22 protein-coding genes are annotated in these 21,471 nt (G+C 65.2%); 11 read left to right on the top strand and 11 right to left on the bottom strand.

All coding sequences use genetic code 11. The features are described from left to right. Positions 1-48: 48 nt before the first annotated feature. Genes DN387_RS01090 through DN387_RS01100 form a run of 3 tightly spaced genes read right to left on the bottom strand, consistent with a single transcriptional unit; the run spans position 49 to position 2,604 of the window. Positions 49-1,098: an alkene reductase gene (locus tag DN387_RS01090; protein WP_043862109.1), complete on the bottom strand. Its 1,050-nt coding sequence runs from the start codon at positions 1,096-1,098 to the stop codon at positions 49-51. 20 nt (positions 1,099-1,118) lie between these two features. Further along, complete coding sequence (locus DN387_RS01095) at positions 1,119-2,288, bottom strand: MFS transporter (RefSeq protein ID WP_043862110.1); 1,170 nt, start codon at positions 2,286-2,288, stop codon at positions 1,119-1,121. A 13-nt stretch (positions 2,289-2,301) separates the two neighbouring features. Next, on the bottom strand, positions 2,302-2,604 hold the full coding sequence (locus tag DN387_RS01100) for a helix-turn-helix transcriptional regulator (RefSeq protein ID WP_043862111.1): 303 nt from the start codon (positions 2,602-2,604) through the stop codon (positions 2,302-2,304). 159 nt (positions 2,605-2,763) lie between these two features. Here DN387_RS01100 and DN387_RS01105 point away from each other — a divergent pair, with 159 nt between their 5' ends. Next, positions 2,764-3,354 carry an ACP phosphodiesterase gene (locus tag DN387_RS01105; RefSeq protein ID WP_054914819.1) on the top strand — a complete coding sequence of 197 codons (591 nt, stop codon included), beginning with the start codon at positions 2,764-2,766 and terminating at the stop codon, positions 3,352-3,354. Here DN387_RS01105 and DN387_RS01110 read toward each other — a convergent pair. Both DN387_RS01110 and olsB read right to left on the bottom strand, forming a co-directional pair. Beyond that, a complete protein-coding gene (locus DN387_RS01110) occupies positions 3,330-4,115 on the bottom strand; it encodes a lysophospholipid acyltransferase family protein (RefSeq protein WP_054914818.1) in 786 nt (261 codons plus the stop codon). The two genes, DN387_RS01105 and DN387_RS01110, sit on opposite strands and share 25 nt — an antisense overlap. Continuing rightward, a complete protein-coding gene (gene olsB / locus DN387_RS01115) occupies positions 4,115-4,870 on the bottom strand; it encodes an L-ornithine N(alpha)-acyltransferase (RefSeq protein ID WP_043862114.1) in 756 nt (251 codons plus the stop codon). Before olsB ends, DN387_RS01110 begins: the two co-directional genes overlap by 1 nt. 133 nt (positions 4,871-5,003) lie before the next feature. Between olsB and DN387_RS01120 the strand changes: the two genes are divergently transcribed. The 4 genes from DN387_RS01120 to DN387_RS01135 all read left to right on the top strand — a co-directional run bounded on the left by DN387_RS01120 (position 5,004) and on the right by DN387_RS01135 (position 8,354). Further along, positions 5,004-5,897: an acyl-CoA dehydrogenase family protein gene (locus DN387_RS01120; protein ID WP_054914817.1), complete on the top strand. Its 894-nt coding sequence runs from the start codon at positions 5,004-5,006 to the stop codon at positions 5,895-5,897. 93 nt (positions 5,898-5,990) lie between these two features. Next, the gene (locus DN387_RS01125) at positions 5,991-6,572 is read left to right on the top strand and encodes a YceI family protein (protein WP_054914816.1); all 582 of its coding nucleotides are present in this window, start codon (positions 5,991-5,993) and stop codon (positions 6,570-6,572) included. Position 6,573: 1 nt separating this feature from the next. Beyond that, positions 6,574-7,731: a phosphatidylserine/phosphatidylglycerophosphate/cardiolipin synthase family protein gene (locus DN387_RS01130; protein WP_054914815.1), complete on the top strand. Its 1,158-nt coding sequence runs from the start codon at positions 6,574-6,576 to the stop codon at positions 7,729-7,731. 41 nt (positions 7,732-7,772) lie between these two features. Further along, positions 7,773-8,354, top strand: coding sequence for a DJ-1/PfpI family protein (locus DN387_RS01135; RefSeq protein WP_043862118.1), 582 nt, complete (start codon positions 7,773-7,775; stop codon positions 8,352-8,354). A 97-nt stretch (positions 8,355-8,451) separates the two neighbouring features. Here the strand turns inward: DN387_RS01135 and DN387_RS01140 are convergent, their stop codons facing one another. Beyond that, the gene (locus DN387_RS01140; RefSeq protein WP_043862119.1) at positions 8,452-9,975 is read right to left on the bottom strand and encodes a fumarate hydratase; all 1,524 of its coding nucleotides are present in this window, start codon (positions 9,973-9,975) and stop codon (positions 8,452-8,454) included. Between the two features lie 283 nt (positions 9,976-10,258). Between DN387_RS01140 and DN387_RS01145 the strand changes: the two genes are divergently transcribed. Continuing rightward, positions 10,259-11,371 carry a GGDEF domain-containing protein gene (locus tag DN387_RS01145; RefSeq protein ID WP_054914813.1) on the top strand — a complete coding sequence of 371 codons (1,113 nt, stop codon included), beginning with the start codon at positions 10,259-10,261 and terminating at the stop codon, positions 11,369-11,371. Further along, positions 11,364-12,290: an iron-sulfur-binding ferredoxin reductase gene (locus DN387_RS01150; RefSeq protein ID WP_054914812.1), complete on the top strand. Its 927-nt coding sequence runs from the start codon at positions 11,364-11,366 to the stop codon at positions 12,288-12,290. The genes DN387_RS01145 and DN387_RS01150 overlap by 8 nt, the downstream gene beginning before the upstream one ends. A gap of 548 nt (positions 12,291-12,838) precedes the next feature. On the opposite strand, the gene pyk is transcribed toward DN387_RS01150, so the two are convergent. Next, entirely contained in the window at positions 12,839-14,290 is a 1,452-nt protein-coding gene (gene pyk / locus DN387_RS01155) for a pyruvate kinase (RefSeq protein WP_043862122.1), read from the bottom strand. 203 nt (positions 14,291-14,493) lie between these two features. On the opposite strand from pyk, the gene DN387_RS01160 reads away from it, so the two are divergent. The 3 genes from DN387_RS01160 (at position 14,494) to sbcB (ending at position 16,872) form a co-directional block, all read left to right on the top strand. Beyond that, complete coding sequence (locus DN387_RS01160) at positions 14,494-14,883, top strand: tol-pal system YbgF family protein (protein ID WP_043862123.1); 390 nt, start codon at positions 14,494-14,496, stop codon at positions 14,881-14,883. Between the two features lie 157 nt (positions 14,884-15,040). Then, complete coding sequence (locus tag DN387_RS01165) at positions 15,041-15,400, top strand: PilZ domain-containing protein (RefSeq protein ID WP_043862124.1); 360 nt, start codon at positions 15,041-15,043, stop codon at positions 15,398-15,400. A gap of 38 nt (positions 15,401-15,438) precedes the next feature. Continuing rightward, positions 15,439-16,872, top strand: coding sequence for an exodeoxyribonuclease I (gene sbcB, locus DN387_RS01170; protein WP_043862125.1), 1,434 nt, complete (start codon positions 15,439-15,441; stop codon positions 16,870-16,872). A 72-nt stretch (positions 16,873-16,944) separates the two neighbouring features. Here the strand turns inward: sbcB and mvaT are convergent, their stop codons facing one another. Then, a complete protein-coding gene (gene mvaT, locus DN387_RS01175) occupies positions 16,945-17,322 on the bottom strand; it encodes a histone-like nucleoid-structuring protein MvaT (RefSeq protein WP_043862126.1) in 378 nt (125 codons plus the stop codon). A gap of 300 nt (positions 17,323-17,622) precedes the next feature. Here mvaT and purU point away from each other — a divergent pair, with 300 nt between their 5' ends. Then, a complete protein-coding gene (gene purU, locus DN387_RS01180) occupies positions 17,623-18,471 on the top strand; it encodes a formyltetrahydrofolate deformylase (protein ID WP_043862127.1) in 849 nt (282 codons plus the stop codon). Between the two features lie 50 nt (positions 18,472-18,521). On the opposite strand, the gene DN387_RS01185 is transcribed toward purU, so the two are convergent. The 3 genes from DN387_RS01185 to DN387_RS01195 are packed head-to-tail and all read right to left on the bottom strand — an operon-like array spanning position 18,522 to position 21,401. Continuing rightward, the gene (locus tag DN387_RS01185) at positions 18,522-19,514 is read right to left on the bottom strand and encodes a lysylphosphatidylglycerol synthase transmembrane domain-containing protein (RefSeq protein ID WP_254505997.1); all 993 of its coding nucleotides are present in this window, start codon (positions 19,512-19,514) and stop codon (positions 18,522-18,524) included. Further along, positions 19,511-20,284: a DUF2334 domain-containing protein gene (locus tag DN387_RS01190; protein WP_054914810.1), complete on the bottom strand. Its 774-nt coding sequence runs from the start codon at positions 20,282-20,284 to the stop codon at positions 19,511-19,513. Before DN387_RS01190 ends, DN387_RS01185 begins: the two co-directional genes overlap by 4 nt. Then, the gene (locus tag DN387_RS01195) at positions 20,277-21,401 is read right to left on the bottom strand and encodes a glycosyltransferase family 1 protein (protein WP_054914809.1); all 1,125 of its coding nucleotides are present in this window, start codon (positions 21,399-21,401) and stop codon (positions 20,277-20,279) included. The genes DN387_RS01190 and DN387_RS01195 overlap by 8 nt, the downstream gene beginning before the upstream one ends. Positions 21,402-21,471 lie beyond the last annotated feature (70 nt).

Here is a 21,471-nt window from a genome sequence, read left to right on the forward strand (position 1 = left end):
CACCGATACCCTTGTGGGAGCGGGCTTGACCCGCGACAGAGCCGACGCTTACATCACCGGGTAATCGATGTACCCGACCGGGCCCTTGGAGTAGAACGTGTCAGGCCGTGGCTCGTTCAGCGGTGCATCCGCTTGCAGCCGTGCCGGCAGGTCGGGGTTGGCAATGAACGGCACGCCGAAGGCCACCGCATCGGCCGTGCCGTTGGCAATGGCAGCATTCGCACTGGCCTTGTCGAAGCGTTCGTTGGCGATGTACGGCCCGCCAAACGCCTCTTTGAGCAACGGCCCGATGCTGTCTTCGGCCACTCGCTCACGCGCACAGATGAAGGCGATGCCACGTTTGCCGAGCTCCCGCGCCACGTAGGTGAACGTCTCGGTCAGGTTGGCATCGCCCATGTCGTGCAGGTCGGCCCGTGGCGACAGGTGCACGCCCACGCGCTGCGCGCCCCACACGTCGATGAGCGCATCGGTCGCTTCCAGCAGCAGCCGTGCACGGTTCTCCAGCGAGCCACCGTATTCGTCGGTGCGCTGGTTGGTGCTGCTCTGCAGGAACTGGTCGATCAGGTAGCCGTTGGCCGCATGCAGCTCCACACCGTCGAAGCCGGCCGCCTTGGCGTTCTCGGCACCGACGCGGTAGGCCTCGATGATGTCGGCGATTTCCTCGGTTTCCAGCGCGCGCGGGGTGACGAATTCGGTGATCGGGCGCACCAGGCTCACATGCCCCTTGGGCTGCACCGCGCTCGGCGCAACCGGCGTTTCGCCGTTCAGGTACAGCGGGTGCGAGATGCGTCCCACGTGCCACAGTTGCAGGAAGATGCGCCCGCCAGCACCGTGCAGCGCCTTGGTCACGTTGGTCCAGCCACGCACCTGGTCGTTGCTCCAGATGCCCGGTGTGTCGGGGTAGCCCACGCCCAGCGGGGTCACCGAGGTGGCCTCGCTGAGAATCAGCCCGGCGCTGGCGCGCTGTACGTAGTACTCGGCCATCAGCGCGTTGGGTACGCGGCCTTCGTCGGCCCGGCAGCGGGTCAGCGGGGCCATGATGATGCGGTTGGGCAACTCGAGGTCGCCAAGGGTGATCGGGTCGAATAGCGTTGTCATGTGCGTGAACCTCGTGGCAATCAGTGAGTGGCAGGTGCCAGGTCGGCGTTGTTGCCGCCCTGGCTGAATGTGATAAGGGTGACGATCAGGGCCAGCACGGCCAGCGCCGCTGCCGCCAGGGGCACGCGGGTCAGGCCCAGGCCCTGGTCGATCACGGTGCCGCCGACCCAGGCGCCCAGCGCATTGCCCAGGTTGAAGGCACCGATGTTCAGGGTCGACACCAGGTTCGGTGCCGCCTTGCCGAAGCTCACCACGTTGACCTGCAGGGCCGGCACGGCGGCGAACGCGGCAGTGGCCCAGAGGAACAGGGTGATCTCGGCCGGAATCAGCGCGGTACTGGTCCAGCTCAGGGCGGTGGAGATGACCGCCATGGCGGCGAACACGCCCATCAGCGTGGCGGCCAGGCGACGATCGGCCAGCTTGCCGCCCAGGATGTTGCCCAGGGTCAGGCCCAGGCCGATCAGCAGCAGAGTCCAGGTCACGCCGCGCGGCGACACGCCGGTGACATCACCCAGCAACGGCGCCACATAGGTGAACAGGGCGAACATCGAGGCCGAGAACAGCACGGTCATCGACAGCGACAGCCAGATGCCGGCGCCCTTGAGCGCAGCCAGCTCGGCACGCATGTCGAGTTTCTCTTCGTCGCGCTTGATCGGCAGGAAGCGGATCAGGCCGATCAGCGCGATCACGCCGATCACGGTCACTGCCCAGAACGTCGAGCGCCAGCCGTACACCTGGCCCAGCGCGGTACCCAGTGGCACGCCCAGCACGTTGGCCAGGGTCAGGCCGGTGAACATCAGCGCCACGGCCGAGGCGCGGCGGTTGGCCGGAACCAGGTTGGCCGCCACCACCGAACCGATGCCGAAGAAGGCGCCGTGGCACAGCGCGGTGACCACGCGGGCAAACATCAGCACGTTGTAGTCGGTGGCCAGGGCGCACAGCAGGTTGCCGATGATGAACACCCCCATCAGCGCCACCAGTGCGGCCTTGCGCGGCAGCCGGGCGGTGGCCAGGGCCATGAACGGCGCGCCGATGGCCACGCCCAGCGCGTAGCCGGTCACCAGCCAGCCGGCACCGGGGATCGACACACCCAGGTCGCTTGCCACATCCGGCAGCAGGCCCATGATGACGAACTCGGTGGTACCGATGGCGAAGGCGCTCAGCGCCAGGATCAACAGCGAAAGGGGCATTGCAAGGTCCTTGTCAGAGCTCTTGGCTCATCTGCTGGAGGAAGGCCTGGATGGTTTCCTCGTTGCGTTTGAAGAAGTGCCACTGGCCAATCTTCTGGCTGCTGATCAGCCCCGCGCGCTGCAAGGTGGCCAGGTGGGCCGAGACCGTGGACTGCGACAGGCCGCAGCGTTGGTCGATCTGCCCGGCGCACACACCGTGTTCGGTGCTGTGGTGCTGGTCAGGGAAGCAGGCTTGCGGGTCTTTCAACCAGTTCAGGATTTCTCGCCGTACTGGGTGGGCCAGGGCTTTTATTATTTCGTCGAGATCAAGAGGCATGGGTTGGCTCGTGGTGGGTATAGCGTTATATCGCGATGGGGCGAAATATAAATCGGTATTTCGCGATATACAAATATGATTTGGTTCTGGCGTGCGTATGAATCGCTATATCGGGTTATAACGATATTCAAGCGGGCAAGCGGTGCTAGACTGCGGCCTATGAACTACCTCGCACACCTTCACCTGGGCGGCCAGCAGCCCGAACAACTGCTCGGCAGCCTGTACGGCGACTTCGTCAAGGGGCCGTTGCAGGGGCGCTTTGCCCAGCCGCTGGAAGCCGCCATCCGCCTGCACCGCCAGATCGACGTGTACACCGACAGCCACCCGCGGGTACTGGCGGCGCTGGCGCGTTTTCCGCGTGAGCGGCGCCGTTATGCCGGGATCATCCTCGATGTGTTTTTCGACCACTGCCTGGCGCTGCACTGGCACGACTATGCCCGGCAGCCGCTGAGCCAGTTCACCGGGCGCGTGTACCAGGTGCTGGCGGCCGAGCCCGAGCTGCCCGGGCGCCTGGCGCAGATTGCGCCGTACATGGCGGCGGACGACTGGTTGGGCTCGTACCGCGAGTTCGCGGTGCTTGAACAGGTGTTCAACGGTATCGCCCGGCGCCTGTCCCGCCCCGAGGGTATGGTAGGCGCGATGCAGGAGGTACAGGCGCTGTACGGCCCGCTGATGGAAGACTTTCGCCACTTCTACCCCGAACTGCAGGGTTTTGCGGCCGACGCTCAGGCCGCCTTGGCGCGGCGCTGAGGCTGGGCCACCGGCTGGGCGCCGAACAACGCCGTGTGGATCGCCAGCTGGGCATTGAACGCCAGTGCCGCACGTTCCTGGCCGGCGCTCTGGATGGGCGCCAGCAGGTGGATCTGCACCTCGCCACAGTCGTGGGCAAACAGGCGCAGCAGATGCGAGAGCAGGTCGTCATCGCCCACGAACGGCGCGATGGGGTCGGGTTTGCCGCCCCGCAGGTAGCGCACGGCCACCGGTTGCACGGGCGTGGCGGTGTCGATCGCGCTGGCCAGCAGGCGCCCGTGGAAGGTGCGCAGGCTGCGACCGTCGGTGGTGGTGCTTTCGGGGAAAATCAGCACCGGGCAGGCCTGTTGCAGGTGCCGCGCGATCTGCTGGCGCAGCAACTGGCTGTCGCCGCCGCCGCGGCGGATGAACAGGGTGCCGGCCTTGAGCGCGAGCCAGCCGGCTACCGGCCACTGGCGCACCTCGGCCTTGGACAGGAACGACATCGGCGCGAGCATGCCCAGCAGCGGGATGTCGGTCCACGATACGTGGTTGCTGACCCACAGCATCGGTTGCTGCGGGCGGTTGCCGATCACCGTGACCTTGAACGGCAAGGCCCGGGCAAGCCGGGCCATGAACAGTTGCGACCAGCGCTGGCGGCGGTCGTCGGGAGTACTCAGGTGCAGGCGCTCGTACAGGCTGAACAGGCTGGCCATGCCCAGCCCGAACAGCACCACCAGCAGCACCCGGACGATTCGCGCATACACGCGCAGGCGTTGCATCACACCGCCGCCTTGAAGTGGCGGGCGTAGCGTGGGCACAGCTCGTCGCGCTTGAGCAGGATGAACACGTCGGCCACCTGGAAGTCTTCGTCCCAGCACGGCTCGCCGCAGATCTTGGCGCCCAGGCGCATGTAGGCTTTGAGCAGCGGCGGCATCTCGGCGATGACGTTGCCGGGCAGTGCCAGGCTGGGCAGCGGGTTCTTCGGTTCGGCGCGCAGGTGCTCGGTGCACAGGTAGCGCTCGCGCAGGCGCTGCATGATCGCGTGGGCCTGCACGCCGCCGTCCTGCATGGGGATGCTGGCGCAACCCATCAGGTAGCTGTAGCGGCCCTCGTTGAGTACCTCGGCAAGCTCGCCCCACAGCACCGCGATGGTGCCGCCGTTGCGGTAGGCCGGGTCGACGCAGGTGCGCCCCAGTTCAAGGATGGGGCCCTGCAGATGGCCCAGGCCATGCAGGCTGAACTCCTCTTCGCTGTAGAAGCGCCCCAGGCTGCTGGCGGCCTGGTGGTCGAGCAGGCGGGTGGTGGCCACCAGGTGCCCGCTGTTGAGGTCGCGTACGCCGATGTGCTGGCAGTGGATGTCGTAGTCGTCCATGTCCAGCCCGTGTTCGGCGCCTTTGAGCCTGGCCTTGAATTCGCTGCTGAACACGCGAAAGCGCAATGCCTGGGCTTCGTGCAGCGCGGCGGGGCCGACCAGGCGCTCGGCCTGCAGACGGCGTTCGTTACGGGTGTCGCCAGGGCATGCAGTCAGGGTCATTGCGAGTCTCCATAAGCCAGCCATGGGGTTGCGGCCGGTCGACTATGTTGTGCAAGCTCAGCCTAGGTAGACGCGGTGTCACCCCCATGAAGCTTTGGTGATGCTTGTATGACAGCCCTCAAGGAGCACGCCGATGGCCTGGCTGCAGCGACTCAACGACCCCATTCCGCCCTTGGCAACCGGTAACCTGGGTGACACCTACGCCAGCCTGCTGGAGCAGCTGGGCACGGTCAGCCTGTTCGAGCTGGCAGTGCTGGGCGGGCAAGCCATGCCGACCCCGGGGCTGGCGTTTCTGGTGGGCTACCAGGCCGCCTTGCGCGTGCTGTGGCCCAGCGCTCCGGCGGGCCTCGGCGCCCTGTGTGCGAGTGAGCGGCGCAGCGTGCGCGCCGCCGACATGGGCATGCGCCTGGCGCTCGACACGCTGCGCCTGAGCGGCAGCAAGGACTTCGTCACCGCCGGACCGGACGCCGACTGGCTGCTGGTGGCGGCGCGCTGCGAAGCACCGGGCCAGGCGCCTCGGCTGAGCCTGGCGGTGGTGTACCCGGGGGAGCCCGGTGTGCGCGTGGAGCCCTTGCCGAGCCTGCCGTTGATGCCTGAGGTCGGGCATGCCCGCCTGCACCTTGAACAGGCCCTGTGCGAACGCCTGGCCGGTGACGGCTGGGATGCCTACGTCAAGCCGTTCCGCTCGCTGGAAGACCTGTACGTGCTCAGCGCCCTGAGCGCCTGGCTGTACGGGGTAGGCCGCGCCAATGCCTGGCCGCAGGGGCTTTTGCTGCGCCTGATCGGGCTGCTGGCCGGGTGTGCCGAAGGCAGCCGGCAATGCGCCGATTCGGCGGCGTTCCACCTGTTGCTGGGCGGCCTGTTCGCGCAGTTCTCGCAACTGAGCGGCGAGCTCGACCAGGCGCTGACGAGCACGCCGGGGCCCTGGGCCGAGCTGTGGCAGCGCGACCAGGGCATCCTGCAGATCGCCAGCGCGGCGCGGGCCAGGCGCCTGGCCAAGGCATGGGCCGGCAGCGGGTTGGCCTGAGGTTGCCGGGCTGCCCGCATGGCCACAGGCTGTCGCTTGCTGCCGTGCGGGCAGGCGGGTAATGTTGGCGGCTTTACGCTTTCAGGAACCTGCATGTTCAGCCTGTCCCGAATCGCTCTCGCCCTGCTGGCCCTGGCGAGCCTGCCTGCCCAGGCCAACTGGCACCTGGACGGCGAATCGTCGCGCCTGTCGTTCATCACCAGCAAGAACGGCAACGTGTCCGAGGTGCATCGCTTTCTGGTGCTGCATGGCAAGGTCGATCGCAAGGGTGCGGCCGAGCTGCAGATCGAGATGGACTCGGTCAGCAGCGGCATCCCGCTGCGTGACGAGCGCATGCGCAACGACCTGTTCGAGGTGGCCAAATACCCCGACGCGACCATCCAGGCGCAGATCGACCTGCGTCCGATCAACGACCTGGCCAATGGTGCCCAGGTCGAGCTGCGCCTGCCGGTGACCGTCAACCTGCACGGCAAGACCCACAGCTACAACGCGCAACTGCTCGCCACCCGGCTCGACGAGCGGCGTTTCCAGGTGGTGACCCTGGAGCCGCTGGTACTGAGCGCCGATCACTTCGACCTGCTGCCCGGCCTCAAGACGTTGCAGAAGCTCGCCGGGCTGCAGTCGATCAACCTGTCGGTGCCGGTGGGTGCGGTACTGATCTTCACGGCGCGCTGAAATGGCCGGGCCGGTGTTTCCATGGCGTGCCGGCAACCAGTTCGAACTGCTGATCGACGGCCCGCAGTTCTTCCCGCGTATGCTGCAGACGATCATGGGTGCCGAGCACCAGGTCGACCTGGAGCTGTACCTGGTCGAGGCCGGGGCGTGTGCCGAGGCCATGGTGCAGGCGCTGGTGCAGGCCGCCGAGCGCGGCGTGCGGGTACGCTGCCTGTTCGATGACTACGGCTCGCTGGCCTTTACCTTGAGCCTGCGTCAGCGCCTGCTGGGCGCCGGCGTTGAGTTGCGCTGGTACAACCGCCTGCGTTGGCGCCGGGGGCTGCGCAACCTGTACCGCGACCACCGCAAGCTGCTGCTGGTGGACCAGGCCTGGGCGGTGGTCGGCGGCACCGGGGTCACCGACCAGTTCTGGACACCGGGCGAGCCGGTCAGCGAATGGCACGAGGTGATGGTGCAGATGCAGGGGCCGCTGGTGGCCGACTGGCAGATGCTGTTCGATCGCCAGTGGCGTTCCAACCTGCGCCGCACCGCGTGGCGCCCACCCACCCATTTCGGCCTGGCGCACCTGCCGCGGGTGCCGGTTGCAGGCCCGGGCCTGGGCCGGGTGGCCTATGCCGACGCCCGCCAGCACCGCGACATCCTGCAGTCGCTGGTGCGTGCGCTGATCAGCGGCAAGCGTCGTATCTGGCTGGCCACGCCGTATTTTCTGCCCACCTGGAAGGTGCGCCGGGCTTTGCGCCGCGCGGCCGCGCTGGGCATCGATGTGCGCCTGCTGCTGACCGGCCCGCGTACCGACCATCCTTCGGTACGCTATGCCGGTCATCGCTATTACCCGCGCCTGCTGCGGGCAGGGGTGAAGATATTCGAATACCAGCCATGCTTCCTGCACCTGAAGATGGTGCTGGTGGACGACTGGGTGAGCATTGGCTCATGCAATTTCGACCACTGGAACCTGCGTTTCAACCTTGAGGCCAACGTCGAGGCCATCGACCCGCAACTGACCGCCGACGTGGTGGCGAGCTTCGAGCGCGACTTTGCCCTGAGCCGCCAGGTCGACCTGGACGACTGGCAGGCGCGGCCGCTGTGGCGGCGTGTGAAACAGCGTATCTGGGGCTGGCTGGACCGGGTGGTGGTCAACCTGCTGGACCGGCGCGACTGAGGTTCTTTCGATTTTCCCCCGCATCAGAAGGAGTTGACGAAATGGCAGCGAAAAAGATTCTCATGCTGGTCGGCGATTACGTCGAAGACTATGAAGTGATGGTGCCGTTCCAGGCGCTGCAGATGGTTGGCCACACGGTGCATGCGGTGTGCCCGGGCAAGTCGGCCGGGCAGTCGGTACGTACCGCCATCCATGACTTCGAGGGCGACCAGACCTACAGCGAGAAGCCGGGGCACAACTTTGGCCTGAACTTCGATTTCGCCCAGGTGCGTGCCGAAGACTACGACGCGCTGGTGATCCCGGGCGGGCGTGCGCCGGAGTACCTGCGCCTGAATGAAGAGGTGCTGCAACTGGTGCGCGCCATCGACCAGGCGGGCAAGCCGATTGCGGCGGTGTGCCATGGGGCGCAACTGCTGGCGGCGGCCGGGGTGCTGGAGGGGCGCGAGTGCAGTGCGTACCCGGCGTGTGCGCCGGAGGTGCGCCTGGCAGGTGGGCGTTACGTCGAGATCGAGGTGACGGCGGCGCATGTGCAGGGCAACCTGGCCAGTGCGCCGGCCTGGCCTGCGCACCCGGCGTGGCTGGCGGGGTTCCTGGGGTTGCTGGGTACGCGCATTACCCTCTGAAAGCCTTCGCTGGCGTGCCGGCGAAGAGGCCGGTACAGGCAACAAAAAAGCGGCAAGGGATCACTCCCTTGCCGCTTTCAGCTTGTAGCGCTGGCGCTTACTTCACTTCCACTGCCAGGCTTTGCGCGATCTTGCTCTGCCACAGCGCAGGCCCGGTGATGTGCACCGACTCGCCATTGCTGTCGACCGCAACGGTCACCGGCATGTCTTTCACGTCGAACTCGTAGATCGCTTCCATCCCCAGTTCGGCAAATGCCAGCACCTTGGATTTCTTGATCGCCTGAGCCACCAGGTAGGCAGCGCCACCCACGGCCATCAGGTACACGGCCTTGTTGTCCTTGATCGCGTCGATGGCGGTCGGGCCGCGCTCGGACTTGCCGATCATGCCTAGCAGGCCGGTCTGCTCCAGGATCTGACGGGTGAACTTGTCCATCCGCGTTGCGGTGGTCGGGCCTGCCGGGCCAACCACTTCTTCGCGCACCGGATCAACCGGGCCGACGTAGTAGATGAAGCGGCCCTTGAGGTCCACCGGCAGCTCTTCGCCACGGTTGAGCATCTCGACCATGCGCTTGTGCGCGGCGTCGCGGCCGGTCAGCATCTTGCCGTTGAGCAGGATGGTCTCGCCCGGCTTCCAGCTCTGCACGTCTTCCGGGGTCAGGGTGTCGAGATTGACGCGACGGGCCGACGGGCCGGCTTCCCAGACGATTTCCGGGTAGGCGTCCAGCGACGGTGCTTCCAGCTCTGCAGGGCCGGAACCATCGAGCACGAAGTGCGCGTGACGGGTGGCTGCGCAGTTGGGGATCATGCACACCGGCAACGAGGCCGCGTGGGTCGGGTAGTCCATGATCTTGACATCGAGCACGGTGGTCAGGCCGCCCAGGCCCTGGGCGCCGATGCCCAGCTGGTTGACCTTCTCGAACAGTTCCAGGCGGATCTCTTCGATGCGGTTCTGCGGGCCACGGGCCTTGAGCTCGTGGATGTCGATGGACTCCATCAACACTTCCTTGGCCATCACCGCGGCCTTCTCGGCAGTACCGCCGATACCGATGCCGAGCATGCCCGGCGGGCACCAGCCGGCGCCCATGGTCGGAACGGTCTTGAGCACCCAGTCGACGATCGAGTCGGACGGGTTGAGCATGGCCATCTTCGACTTGTTTTCCGAACCGCCGCCCTTGGCCGCGACATCCACCTCGACCTTGTCGCCAGGGACGATCGAGTAGTGGATCACGGCCGGGGTGTTGTCCTTGGTGTTCTTGCGGGCACCTGCCGGGTCGGCCAGGATCGAGGCGCGCAGCACGTTCTCGGGCAGGTTGTAGGCGCGACGCACGCCTTCGTTGATCATGTCGTCCAGGCTCATGGTCGCGCCATCCCAGCGCACGTCCATGCCGACGCGCACGAACACGGTGACGATACCGGTGTCCTGGCAGATCGGCCGGTGGCCGGTGGCGCACATGCGCGAGTTGATCAGGATCTGCGCGATGGAGTCGCGCGCAGCCGGCGACTCTTCACGCAGGTAGGCCTCGTGCATGGCCTGGATGAAATCGACGGGGTGGTAGTACGAAATGAACTGCAGGGCGTCGGCAACGCTCTGAATCAGGTCGTCTTGCTTGATCACGGTCATGCAGCGCGCTCCTCTTAAAGACGGGAACATTCATTAAGGTATCGCGACGTTCACGGGCCGAGGCGTCGCAATGACCTTTCAAGGCGCGCCGACACGCAGTGGCCGACGCAAAAAGGCGCGGCAGTATAGCGCGCATCGCCTGCCGGTACACGCGCCAGTGCGGCCAACCATGGTCGCCTGCTGCCAGGCACTGTTTTTGCGTGGCAATTATTTCGAACACGTCCTACAGTACCGACTGCCCCCCGTCACAACCGCTGCCGCTCGGCTGCCTGGTGAGTCACCCGTGACCGAAACCGCTCTGCAAAAGCTTCTTCTCAAGCGTTTCCTGCTGGCTGCCGGCAGTTACCTGCTGGTGCTGCTGCTGGCCTGGGTCGCCGTGCTGGGCGGGCATGTGCAGGCGCCGGTGCCGGTCATCGGCGCGAGCAGTGTGCTGCTGGTGCTCAACCTGGCGTGGCTGGGCTGGGTGTTTGCCAGTGGTGTCAACCTGCGCTGGCGCGACCCCAGCCTCACGGAGTTCCAGGTGCTGCTGGCAGCGGCCTGGCAAACCTGGCTGCTGGCCAACCTGGACCAGGCCCGTGGCACCTTCCTGGTGCTGTACCCGTTGATCCTGATGTTCGGCCTGTTCCACCTCAACGGCCGTTCGTTCACCCGCTGCGCGCTGGTGGTGCTGTGCAGCTTTCTCGGCCTGAACCTGTGGGAGTGGGGCAACGGGCGCCTGTCGGACCCGGCGCTGGCGGCGTTGCAGGTATGCACGCTGTTCGTGGTGCTGTGCTGGTTGTGCCTGTATGCCCGCTACGTGCAGGCCTCGCGCCAGCGCATGCGCCAGCGCCGCATCGCCCTGCAGGCGCACCAGGACACCCTGCGCGGCATGATGGGGCAACTGGAGGAACTGGTGGCCACCGACGAGCTGACCGGCCTGTTCAACCGCCGGCATTTTCTGCGCCTGGCCAGCGATGCCCTGGCCAGCATGCCCATGGGGAGCCGGCATGGTCTGGCGCTGATCGACCTGGACCATTTCAAGCGCATCAACGACGCCCACGGGCATGCAGTCGGCGACCGGGTACTGCAGGCCTTTGCCCAGGTTGCCAGCGAGCACCTGTGCGACGCTGCGGTGCTGGCCCGCTATGGCGGCGAGGAGTTCGTGCTGCTGTTGCCCGATTGCACGGCCCAGGCCCTGGAACATTGCTGCGAGCGTCTGCGTCAGGCCTTCGGTGCGTTGCCCTCGGCGGCGATGCAGGGGCAGGTGGGGCCCTTGAGCCTGTCGGTCGGCATGACCCTGCTGACAGCCGAGGATGACCTGGACAATGCATTGCACCGTGCCGACCAGGCGCTGTACCGCGCCAAGCGCAGCGGCCGAAATCGCTGTGTGCCGGCCTGGGAGGTGGTGGATGCCTGAGTTGTGCGTAGGTGAGCGCAGTTGGCAGGTGGCCGAGGGCAGCAACCTGCTGGATGCGCTGAACGAGGCTGGCGTGGGCGTGCCCTACAGCTGCCGGGCGGGGAGCTGCCATGCTTGCCTGGTGCGCTGTCTGGCGGGTGTGCCGGGCGATGCCAGGCCCGATGCGCTGAGCGAAGGCAAGCGCCTGGAGGGCTGGCGGCTGGCCTGCCAGTGCCGGGTCGAGAGTGACCTGCAGGTAGCGGTGTTCGACCCGGTGCGCGATGGGGCGCCGGCGCGGGTCGTCGCGCTGGACTGGCTGGGGGCGCAGGTGCTGCGCCTGCGCCTGCAACCGGACAGGCCGTTGCGGTATCAGGCGGGGCAGCATCTGGTGCTGTGGAGCGTGCAAGGTGTTGCGCGACCGTATTCGCTGGCCAGCGTGCCGGGCGAGGATGAATGGCTCGAATTTCACCTGGATTGCCGGCATGCCGGGGCGTTCTGCAGCGCGGCGCGGGGGTTGCAGGTGGGCGACCTGGTGCGCCTGGGGGAGTTGCGCGGTGGCGCGCTGCATTACGATCCGGACTGGCAGGCCCGGCCGTTGTGGCTGCTGGCGGCGGGTTCCGGGCTGGCGCCACTGTGGGGGATTGTGCGCGAGGCGCTGCGTCAGGAGCATCAGGGGGCGATCAGGGTGGTGCATGTGGCGAGCGAGGCGGGTGGGCATTACCTGCAGCGGGAGCTGGATGAACTGGCGCGGCGGTACCCGCAGGTGGAGGTGCAGTTGCTGATACCGGAGGAGTTGGGGCCGATGCGTCTGGCATCGCGTCAGACGATTGCGCTGGCTTGTGGCTCTGCGTCGAGTGTGGAGCGGTTTGCGCGTGGGATGTTTCTGGCGGGGTTGCCGCGTAATCAGCTGTTTGCGGATGTATTCGTGGGGCATGCCTGAGCTCCTGTTCCCATAAGGAGGTACTGCAGGCTCCTGCGGCGTTTGCGCTGGCCTTGGCTCTGGCTCTGGCTCTGGCTCTTGATCTTGATCTGCTTTTGATTTTGATCTTCCGTCCCCCAGAAGGCCGAGTGGAGGTGTCGTGCAGGGGGCGGGGCGAAGCCCCTTCGGCGTTAGCCGAAGCGAGCGACTGTTAGAGTTGCTTGCAACTCGGGTCGCGTGCCCCCGGAGCGGCGCCGGAGGGAGGGGACCCGTAGCGAAGCGTAGGGCCTGATGATGGACGGAGCGGTTTTGCTTACTTTTTCCAAGAAAAAAGTAAGCCGCTGTAAGAGCGGAAGGGGCCCTCGGCGTCTGTATTCATGTTGGATATGCTCGCTGTCATTGGAACCACTGATCCAGAGTTGAGAGATTATCCAGCCTGGATGGCGACTCCACTCGGCCTTCTGAAGGGCCGGCAGATCAAAGCCAGCTCAAGATCACCGGCACTGGCGTATCGCACCCATAAAAAAGCCCCGCCATCAAGGCGGGGCTCTAGTGACAACCGGTCAGCTTCAGACCAACGGATCACCGACATGCAGAATCTTCATGCCATTGGTGCCACCGATGGTGTGGTAGCTGTCACCCTTGGTCAGGATGACCCAGTCACCTTGCTCGACCACGCCACGCTTGAGCAGCTCGTCCACCGCCGCCTGGCTGACTTGCTCCGGCGCCAGCGCCGCAGGGTCGAACGGTACGGTGTACACGCCACGGAACATCGCAACCCGCGCCTGGGTTTCGCGGTGCGGCGAGAAGGCGAAGATCGGGATCGACGAACGAATACGCGACATGATCAGCGGGGTGTAGCCACTCTCGGTCAAGGCAATGATCGCCTTCACACCCGGGAAGTGGTTGGCGGTGTACATGGCCGCCAGCGCGATGCTCTCGTCGCAACGGCTGAACTGCGTGCCCATGCGGTGGCTGGAGGTCTTGCTGGTAGGGTGCTTCTCGGCGCCCAGGCAGATCCGCGCCATGGCCTGTACCGCCTCGAGCGGGTAGGCACCGGCAGCACTCTCGGCCGACAGCATTACCGCGTCGGTGTAGTCGAGCACGGCGTTGGCCACGTCGGACACTTCGGCACGGGTCGGCATCGGGTTCTGGATCATCGACTCCATCATCTGGGTCGCGGTGATCACCGCCTTGTTGTGGCGGCGTGCATGCAGAATGATCTTCTTCTGGATGCCCACCAGCTCGGCGTCGCCGATTTCCACACCCAGGTCACCACGGGCCACCATCACTGCATCACTGGCGCGAATCAGGCCGTCGAGGGTCTCGTCGTCGGCCACGGCTTCGGCACGTTCGATCTTGGCCACCAGCCAGGCCGTACCACCGGACTCGTCACGCAGGCGGCGGGCGTATTCCATGTCGCTGGCATCACGCGGGAACGACACGGCCAGGTAGTCCAGGTCCATCTCGGCCGCCAGCTTGATGTCGGCCTTGTCTTTCTCGGTCAGGGCCGGGGCGGTCAGGCCGCCGCCGCGACGGTTGATGCCCTTGTGGTCCGACAGCGGGCCGCCGATCAGCACCACGCAGTGCAGGGCGTCGGCGCTGGCGGTTTCGACGCGCATGACCACGCGGCCGTCGTCGAGCAGCAGTTCGTCACCCACGCCGCAGTCCTTGACCAGGTCCGGGTAGTCGATGCCGACGATATCCTGGGTGCCTTCGGTGAGCGGGTGAGCCGTGGAGAAGGTGAAGCGGTCGCCGACCTTGAGTTCGATTCGCTTGTTGGCAAACTTGGCAATGCGGATCTTCGGCCCTTGCAGGTCGCCCAGCAGCGCGACGTGGCGGCCATGCTTGGCAGCGATGTCACGGATCATGCGGGCGCGAGCCTTGTGCTCGTCCGGGGTGCCGTGCGAGAAGTTCAAGCGAGCGACGTCCAGACCCGCAAGGATCAGTTGCTCGATAACTTCCGGCGAGTTGCTGGCGGGGCCAAGGGTGGCGACAATTTTGGTGCGGCGGATGGTCATGCACAGACTCCTGTAGTGAAGCGCAGCGAAAGGCTACTCCGGAAAATCGCTGTAGTCATTGTTCCTTTGCACTACCTTGGTGGGAGGAGGAGGGGCGCTTGAACGAGTGGCAAGCGGCAAGCGCAATGCAGTCCGCTTGCCGCTGTTCCTCCTATAGCTTTCAAGGAAAGCGCCGATACACTGCTCAGTAGAGGAGACCCCCCATGCGAGCCTTGATCGTATTAGCCCTGGCGACCAGTGTCGTCGGTTGCACCCGCTGGTCGATGGACCATCACCTGAACAATGCCTACCGCGCCTATGATCGCGGCAACTGCGAGCAGGTCATGCTCGAGCTGTCGCAGGTCGACCGCACCAGCCGTGCGCGCCCGTTCATCCACCCCGAGGCGTCGATGCTGCGCGGTCAGTGCCTGGAGCGCCAGAAGCTCTATGTGGATGCGGCGCAGACCTACCAGTACATCATCACCCAGTACCCGCGCAACGAGTACGCCTACCGTGCCCGCGCCCGCCTGCAGACCCTCGAGCAGCTTGGCCACTATCGCCCCAATGGCGAGCCGGCCATCGCCCGTCCGGCCAGCAGCACCCCCTGGCGTTGATGGCCGCGCAACGACGTCGATACTGACGTTAATACTAAAGTGCGCGGGTCCGAATGTGACGGGGCAGTCAGGTTGCGCTAGGCTTGTGAGGTACATGCGGTACACCAGAACGATCCAGCGCGACCCTGCTCAAGGGTCTTCGACAGCGACTCCTATCATGTTTACCGAACGTCGAATCGAGCGTCACCTGCTCCCGTATTACCTCAAGGTCTTCAACCGGTTTACCGGGTTGCCCATCGGTTATCTGGGCAATGTGTCCGAAGACGGCCTGATGCTGATCAGCGACCTGCCACTGCTGGTGGGCCCCGATTTCGAACTGCAGCTCAAGGTGCCCGGGCGCGCCGGTGCGCTGCACGTGATCAACCTCACCGCCAGCTGCCTGTGGTGCCACGAAGACGAGAACCCGGGGCACTACGATTCCGGCTTCATGCTGCTGCAGGCTCCTCGCGAATACGACGAGCTGGTGTCGTCGCTGCGCAACTATTTCAGCTTCCACCCGTTGAGTGCGTCGGCCTGAGGTAGACTCCCGGCAGATTTTCTGTTCAGGACGACGCCGTGAGCTCCAGCATTTTCTGGCACGACTATGAAACCACCGGTATCAACCCGCGCAGCGACCGGCCCCTGCAGGTGGCAGGGGTGCGCACCGATCTGGACCTCAACGAGATCGAGCCGCCGGTCAACCTCTTCTGCCAACCCGCCGACGATATTCTGCCGCACCCTGCGGCGTGCCTGATAACCGGCATTACCCCGGCGCAGTTGGCCACCCAGGGTTTATGCGAAGCCGAGTTCATGACCCGGGTGCACGCCGAGCTGGCGCGCCCGGGTACCTGCGGGGCCGGCTACAACTCGCTGCGTTTCGACGACGAAGTGACGCGTTACAGCCTGTATCGCAACTTTTTCGACCCCTATGCCCGCGAGTGGCAGGGCGGCAACAGCCGCTGGGACCTTATCGATGTGGTGCGCACTGCCTACGCCCTGCGCCCCGATGGCATCCAGTGGCCGCAGCGCGACGGCCAGGTGAGCCTGAAGCTGGAGTTGCTGACGGCGGCCAATGGCATCGATCACGGGCAGGCGCACGAGGCGCTTGCGGATGTGCGTGCCACGTTGGCAATGGCACGCTTGATCCGCGAGAAGCAACCCAGGCTGTATGCATGGTTGTTCCAGTTGCGCAGCAAGCAGAAAGTCCTCGATCAAGTGCGTTTGTTGCAACCGCTTGTGCATATTTCCGGACGCTTTTCTGCGGCACGTAATTATCTTGGCGTGGTGCTGCCCCTGGCCTGGCATCCACGCAATCGCAATGCGCTGATTGTGTGCGACTTGCATCAGGATATCGCCCCATTGCTGACGGAAGATGCCGAAGTGTTGCGTCAGCGTCTGTACACCCGACGCGAGGAAATGTCCGAGGGACAATTGCCGGTACCGTTGAAATTAATTCAGATCAATCGCTGCCCGGTGGTCGCGCCCTTGAGTGTATTGCGCGGTGAAGATCAGCAACGCCTTGGCCTGGATATGACGTTGTATCAACAGCGTGCCGAGCAGTTGAGTGCCGCCCAGGCCGTGTGGCAGAACAAGTTGAGCGCTATTTATGACAGTCAGGAATTCGCCCCGAGCGAAGACCCCGAGCAACAGCTGTATGACGGGTTTATCGGTGATCGCGACCGACGCCTGTGTGAACAAGTAAGAACCGTGGAGCCCGAGCAATTAGCCACGGGTCAGTGGATGTTCGACGATGCACGATTGCCGGAGTTGCTGTTTCGCTACCGTGCGCGCAATTTTCCGCAGACCTTGGATGCGCAGGAGCGCCAGCGTTGGCTCGGGTTCTGCCAGCAGCGCCTGAGCGACCCGGCAATGGGCGCTCCGAATACCCTTGAAGGCTTCGAGCAGGCATTGCAGAGCGCCTGGCTGGATGCCGATGCCACGCAGCGCGAGTTGCTGGCGCAATGGCGAGCCCATGCCATGAACTTGCGCGAACGGTTTGCCCTGCAGTAATTGCAGGCAATAAAAAACGCCAGCATGCTGGCGTTTTGGGCTGACCTGTAACCGGGTTACAGTGTCCAGCGATTAACCGAGCAGGGTCGCCCAGCCTTCTACTACGTCACCACCCCACTTGGCTTTCCACTCTTTGAGTGTCTTGTGGTTGCCACCTTTGGTTTCGATGACTTCGCCATTGTGCGGGTTCTTGTATTGCTTGACCTTGCGTGCACGCTTGGTGCCGGTGGTTTTAACCGGGCCGCGAGGGGCCTTGTTCAGTTTGGCCTCAGGGTCCAGCAGAGCAATAATGTCGCGCAGCGACTTGGAGTACTCGCCCATCAGCTCGCGCAGTTTGGCTTCAAACTCCAGCTCGGTTTTCAGCTTGTTGTCTTCGGACAGGTTCTTCAGGCGGGCTTGCAGTTCTTTGATGGCTTCTTCGGTAGCGCGGTATTCGTTGATCAGGGACATGAGGTATTCCTTGGAGGGAAGGGACGCAGGACAGCGGTGCAGCAATAATAGTCAGACACTTAATACAAGTAAACATTAAACCGCCGTCATTGCGGAATACCTTCATAATTGAAAGGGTATTGTGACGAGATACTCCCAATTATCCGCTTCAATTGTTAAATAACTTTAATGTGCCCTTGACGAGGTGCAAGCCCAGGCTGGCTGCGGTGTGAGGTTGTGATACACGGTATGCAATCACTACTGCAGTTTTTCCGGGCAGTCGTTAGAATACGCGCCTTTGCGAACTCTGGAGCCCCTCTCATGCGCACCTATCGGCTGGTGATCGCTTGCCCCGACCGTGTCGGCATCGTCGCCAAAGTCAGTAATTTTCTGGCGTCCCATAACGGCTGGATCACCGAAGCGAGCCATCATTCCGATGACCTGAGCGGCTGGTTCTTCATGCGTCACGAAATCCGTGCCGATACCCTGCCTTTCGGCATCGAGGCGCTGCGCGAAGCGTTCGCGCCGATTGCCGAAGAGTTTTCGATGGTGTGGCGCATTACCGACACCGACCAGAAGAAACGCGTGGTGCTGATGGCCAGCCGCGAGTCCCATTGCCTGGCCGACCTGCTGCACCGCTGGCACAGCAACGAGCTGGACTGCGATATCCCGTGCGTGATCTCCAACCACAACGACCTGCGTAGCATGGTCGAGTGGCACGGCATTCCGTTCTACCACGTACCGGTCGACCCGCAGAACAAGCAGCCGGCATTTGCCGAGGTGTCGCGCCTGGTCAAGGAGCATGCCGCCGACGTGGTGGTGCTGGCGCGTTACATGCAGATCCTGCCGCCACAGCTGTGCCAGGAATACGCCCAGCAGGTGATCAACATTCACCACAGCTTCCTGCCGTCGTTCGTGGGGGCCAAGCCGTATCACCAGGCGTCGATGCGTGGCGTGAAGCTGATCGGCGCCACCTGCCACTACGTGACCGAAGAGCTGGATGCCGGCCCGATCATCGAGCAGGACGTGGTGCGTGTGAGCCACAGCGACAGCATCGAGGACATGGTGCGTTTCGGTCGCGACGTCGAGAAGATGGTGCTGGCCCGCGGCCTGCGCTATCACCTGGAAGACCGCGTGCTGGTGCACGGCAACAAGACGGTGGTGTTCTAGGACCGCACCGGCCCTTCGCCAGCGTTGCTGGCGAAGGGCGCAACGCGTGTCTACCGCCGTGCCAGGCGCAACCGCTCCAGCAGCGGCTTGCCCAGCAGGCAGACGAACACCGGGCCGCCCACCACCAGATAGAAGTAGTACGTCACCACCCGCCATATCAGAATCGCCGCTGCCGCGGTCGACTTGCCCACCATGGGCGTCAGCAGCGTCGCCGAGGTCAACTCCGCTGCGCCAGCCCCGCCGGGCAACAGGCTGAACTGGCCGGCACTCAGGGCGAGCATCTGCACCAGAAAGCTCGACACCCACTGCAGGTCTGCCCCCAGCCCGCGCAACACCAGGTACAGCACGCTGTAGCGCAGCGCCCAGTGCAGGCAGGTGAGCCCGAACACCAGCGCCAGTACCCGCTTGGGCAGGCGCCAGGTGGCGGCAAACGCGCGAAAGAAGTGCAGCACCTTGCGCGCCCAGCGTCGGCACGTGGCGTCACGTACCTTCAACCGCCGCAGCAGCCGGCCCATCGCACGCATCAACCCGCGGCGCCAGCGCAGTATCGCCAGCCCCGCCAGCAGGGCGGCGAACATCATCAGCGCACTGGCCAGCAGCATGCCCTGCATGCTTGCGCTGAAGCGGTGGAACAGCATGTAGATGACAATCCCGAACATCGCGCACAGGAAGAACACCAGGTCATTGAGCTGGTCCATGGCGAACACCGCGCTGCTCTGGGCCGGGCGCACCCGGTGCCTGGCCAGCAGGGCCACCAGCGCCAGTGGCCCGCCGCTGCCGCCGGGGGTGGAGCAGATGGCGAACTCGGTGGCCATGATCACCCCCAGGCTGCGCACCCGCCCCAGCGCCGCCCTCTGGGTGCCGAGCAGCAGACGCAGGCGCAGGGCGTTGATGCACCAGCACAGCACGATCATGCCGAACAACCCCATCAGCAGCGCCAGCGGGAACCGCTGCAGGCGCGGCAGCAGGTCGCTGCCGCCCAGCAGCGTCGGTACCAGCAGCGCCAGCAGCAGGGCCAGCGTGAGCCAGCCCAGGCGAGTCATGCGCCGGGCCTGCTGGCCAGCCAGGCCATCTTGGTCATGGGGGTACGGCCCTGCTGCAGCAGTTGCTGCAGGGTGTCGAGCCAGTAGCGGCGCGAATAGGCATGGCGCATGTCCACCGGGTGCAGCCCGAGGCGGATCGTGGCCGCCTGCTGCAGGCGTGCCCGGCGCGCCTCGCTGAGCACTTTCGACAGCCCGCGGCGCCAGGCACTGCGGGCGCTCCACACCAGCCCCGGGGCGTTGATGCGGCTGAAGTCGGGCAGGCGGAACAGGTGCTGCGGGTCGCTGGTGTAGTGCAGCGGGGTTTCGCGCAGGGCCTGGCGAGTGCCTTCGCTCATCAGCCAGGCCGGGGCAACGAAGCCGGTCAGCGGCCAATCGCAGGCCTGGAACAGCTCGATCCCGGCATTCAGGCGATGCAGCGCCTGGGCCTGGCCCAGGGCGTAGAACTCACCCTCCCAGGTATAGATGCGGCGCATGAAGTACTCGCGCGGCGAACGTGGCGGCGGACCGTCGTCGGCATGGTAGTAGCCATGCAGGGCCAGTTCGTCGCCCCGGCTCAGTCGCCGCTCCAGCGCCTGGCGAAAGGCCGGGGCCTGCTGCACAGGGTTGCGCCGGTGGAAGTCGGGTACCACCAGCAGGGTCATGGGGATGTCGCCCAGGGCGTCGACGGCTTCGACGAAGGGCTGGTAGTCGGGCCAGGTTTCCGGGGCCACGTCGTGCAGCACCAGCAGTACGCTGGGGTGCTGGTTGTGCAGGTCAGGCTGTTCAGGCATGGGCGCGCACCGGTTGCTCGTGATGGCCCAGCACGGCCCGATAGTGTTCGAGCAGGCCGCCGACCACCGTGTCCCAGGCGTAGTGCTGTTCGGCATGCCGGCGTGCCTGCTGCCCCAGTTGCGGTGCACCGGCCTCGAACAGCTCGCGCACGGCGGCGGCCATCGCCTGGCCGTCGTTGGGCGTGCACAGCCGGCCGTAGCCCGGTTCGACGATTTCGGTAAAGGCTCCGGCCGCTACCGCCACCACCGGAATGCCGCTGGCCATGGCTTCGAGTATCACCAGCCCGAAGGTCTCCTGGTCGCCGGCGTGCAGCAGCGCATCGGCACTGGCCAACAGGCGGGCGACCTGGGTGGCCGGGCAGAAGTGGTTGATGATGGTGACGTTGGCCGGCACGTTGCTGGGCATGTGCGAACCCACCAGCAGCAGGTGATAGTGCTTGCCCAGGCGTTTCATGCAGTCCAGCAGCACGGGCAGGTTCTTCTCCCGGGAGCCGCGCCCGGCGAACACCAGCAGGCGCGTGGTGTCGGCCAGCCCCAGTTCGGCGCGCAGGCCGGGGTCGCGATGATCGGGGTGGAAGGTCTGCAGGTCCACCCCGAGGCGCTGTACATGCACATTGCCGATGCCCAGCCCGCGCAGCTTGTCGGCCATCACCTGGCTGGGCGCCAGCACCCGGTCGAAGTTGCCGTACAGCTTGCTGACATAGGCTTCGACATTGGGCGTGAACCAGTGGCCCATGCGATTGCCGACCAGCAGCGGCAGGTCGGAATGATAGAACCCGATCACCGGCACATCGAGCTGGCGCCGTGCATCGAGCGCGGCCCAGGCGGTGAGGTAGGGGTCGCCCACTTCGATCAGGTCCGGTTGCAGGTCATGCAGCACGTTGCGCCAGGGCGCCAGACGCAGCGGGAAGCGGTAGCCGTTGCCGAAGGGCAGGGCGGGGGCAGGCACCTGATAGATGCCATTGGCATGGCTGGCGCTGGCGCCGGGGATCAGCAGGCTGTGGCGAACGCCGGGGTTCAGGCCCAGGCGGCGGTGTTTGGCATCAAGATAGGTACGCACACCGCCACTGGCGGGGGCGTAGAACATGGTGATGTCAGCGATGTGCACGATCAGCATCCCTCCGAGACCGTCTTCAGGTTGTCATCGCGCATGGATATGCGGTGGATGACGCGCCCTAGGGTGGACC

Origin of the sequence: Pseudomonas sp. FBF18, from assembly GCF_024261405.1 — a bacterium.
Lineage (GTDB): Bacteria > Pseudomonadota > Gammaproteobacteria > Pseudomonadales > Pseudomonadaceae > Aquipseudomonas > Aquipseudomonas palmensis.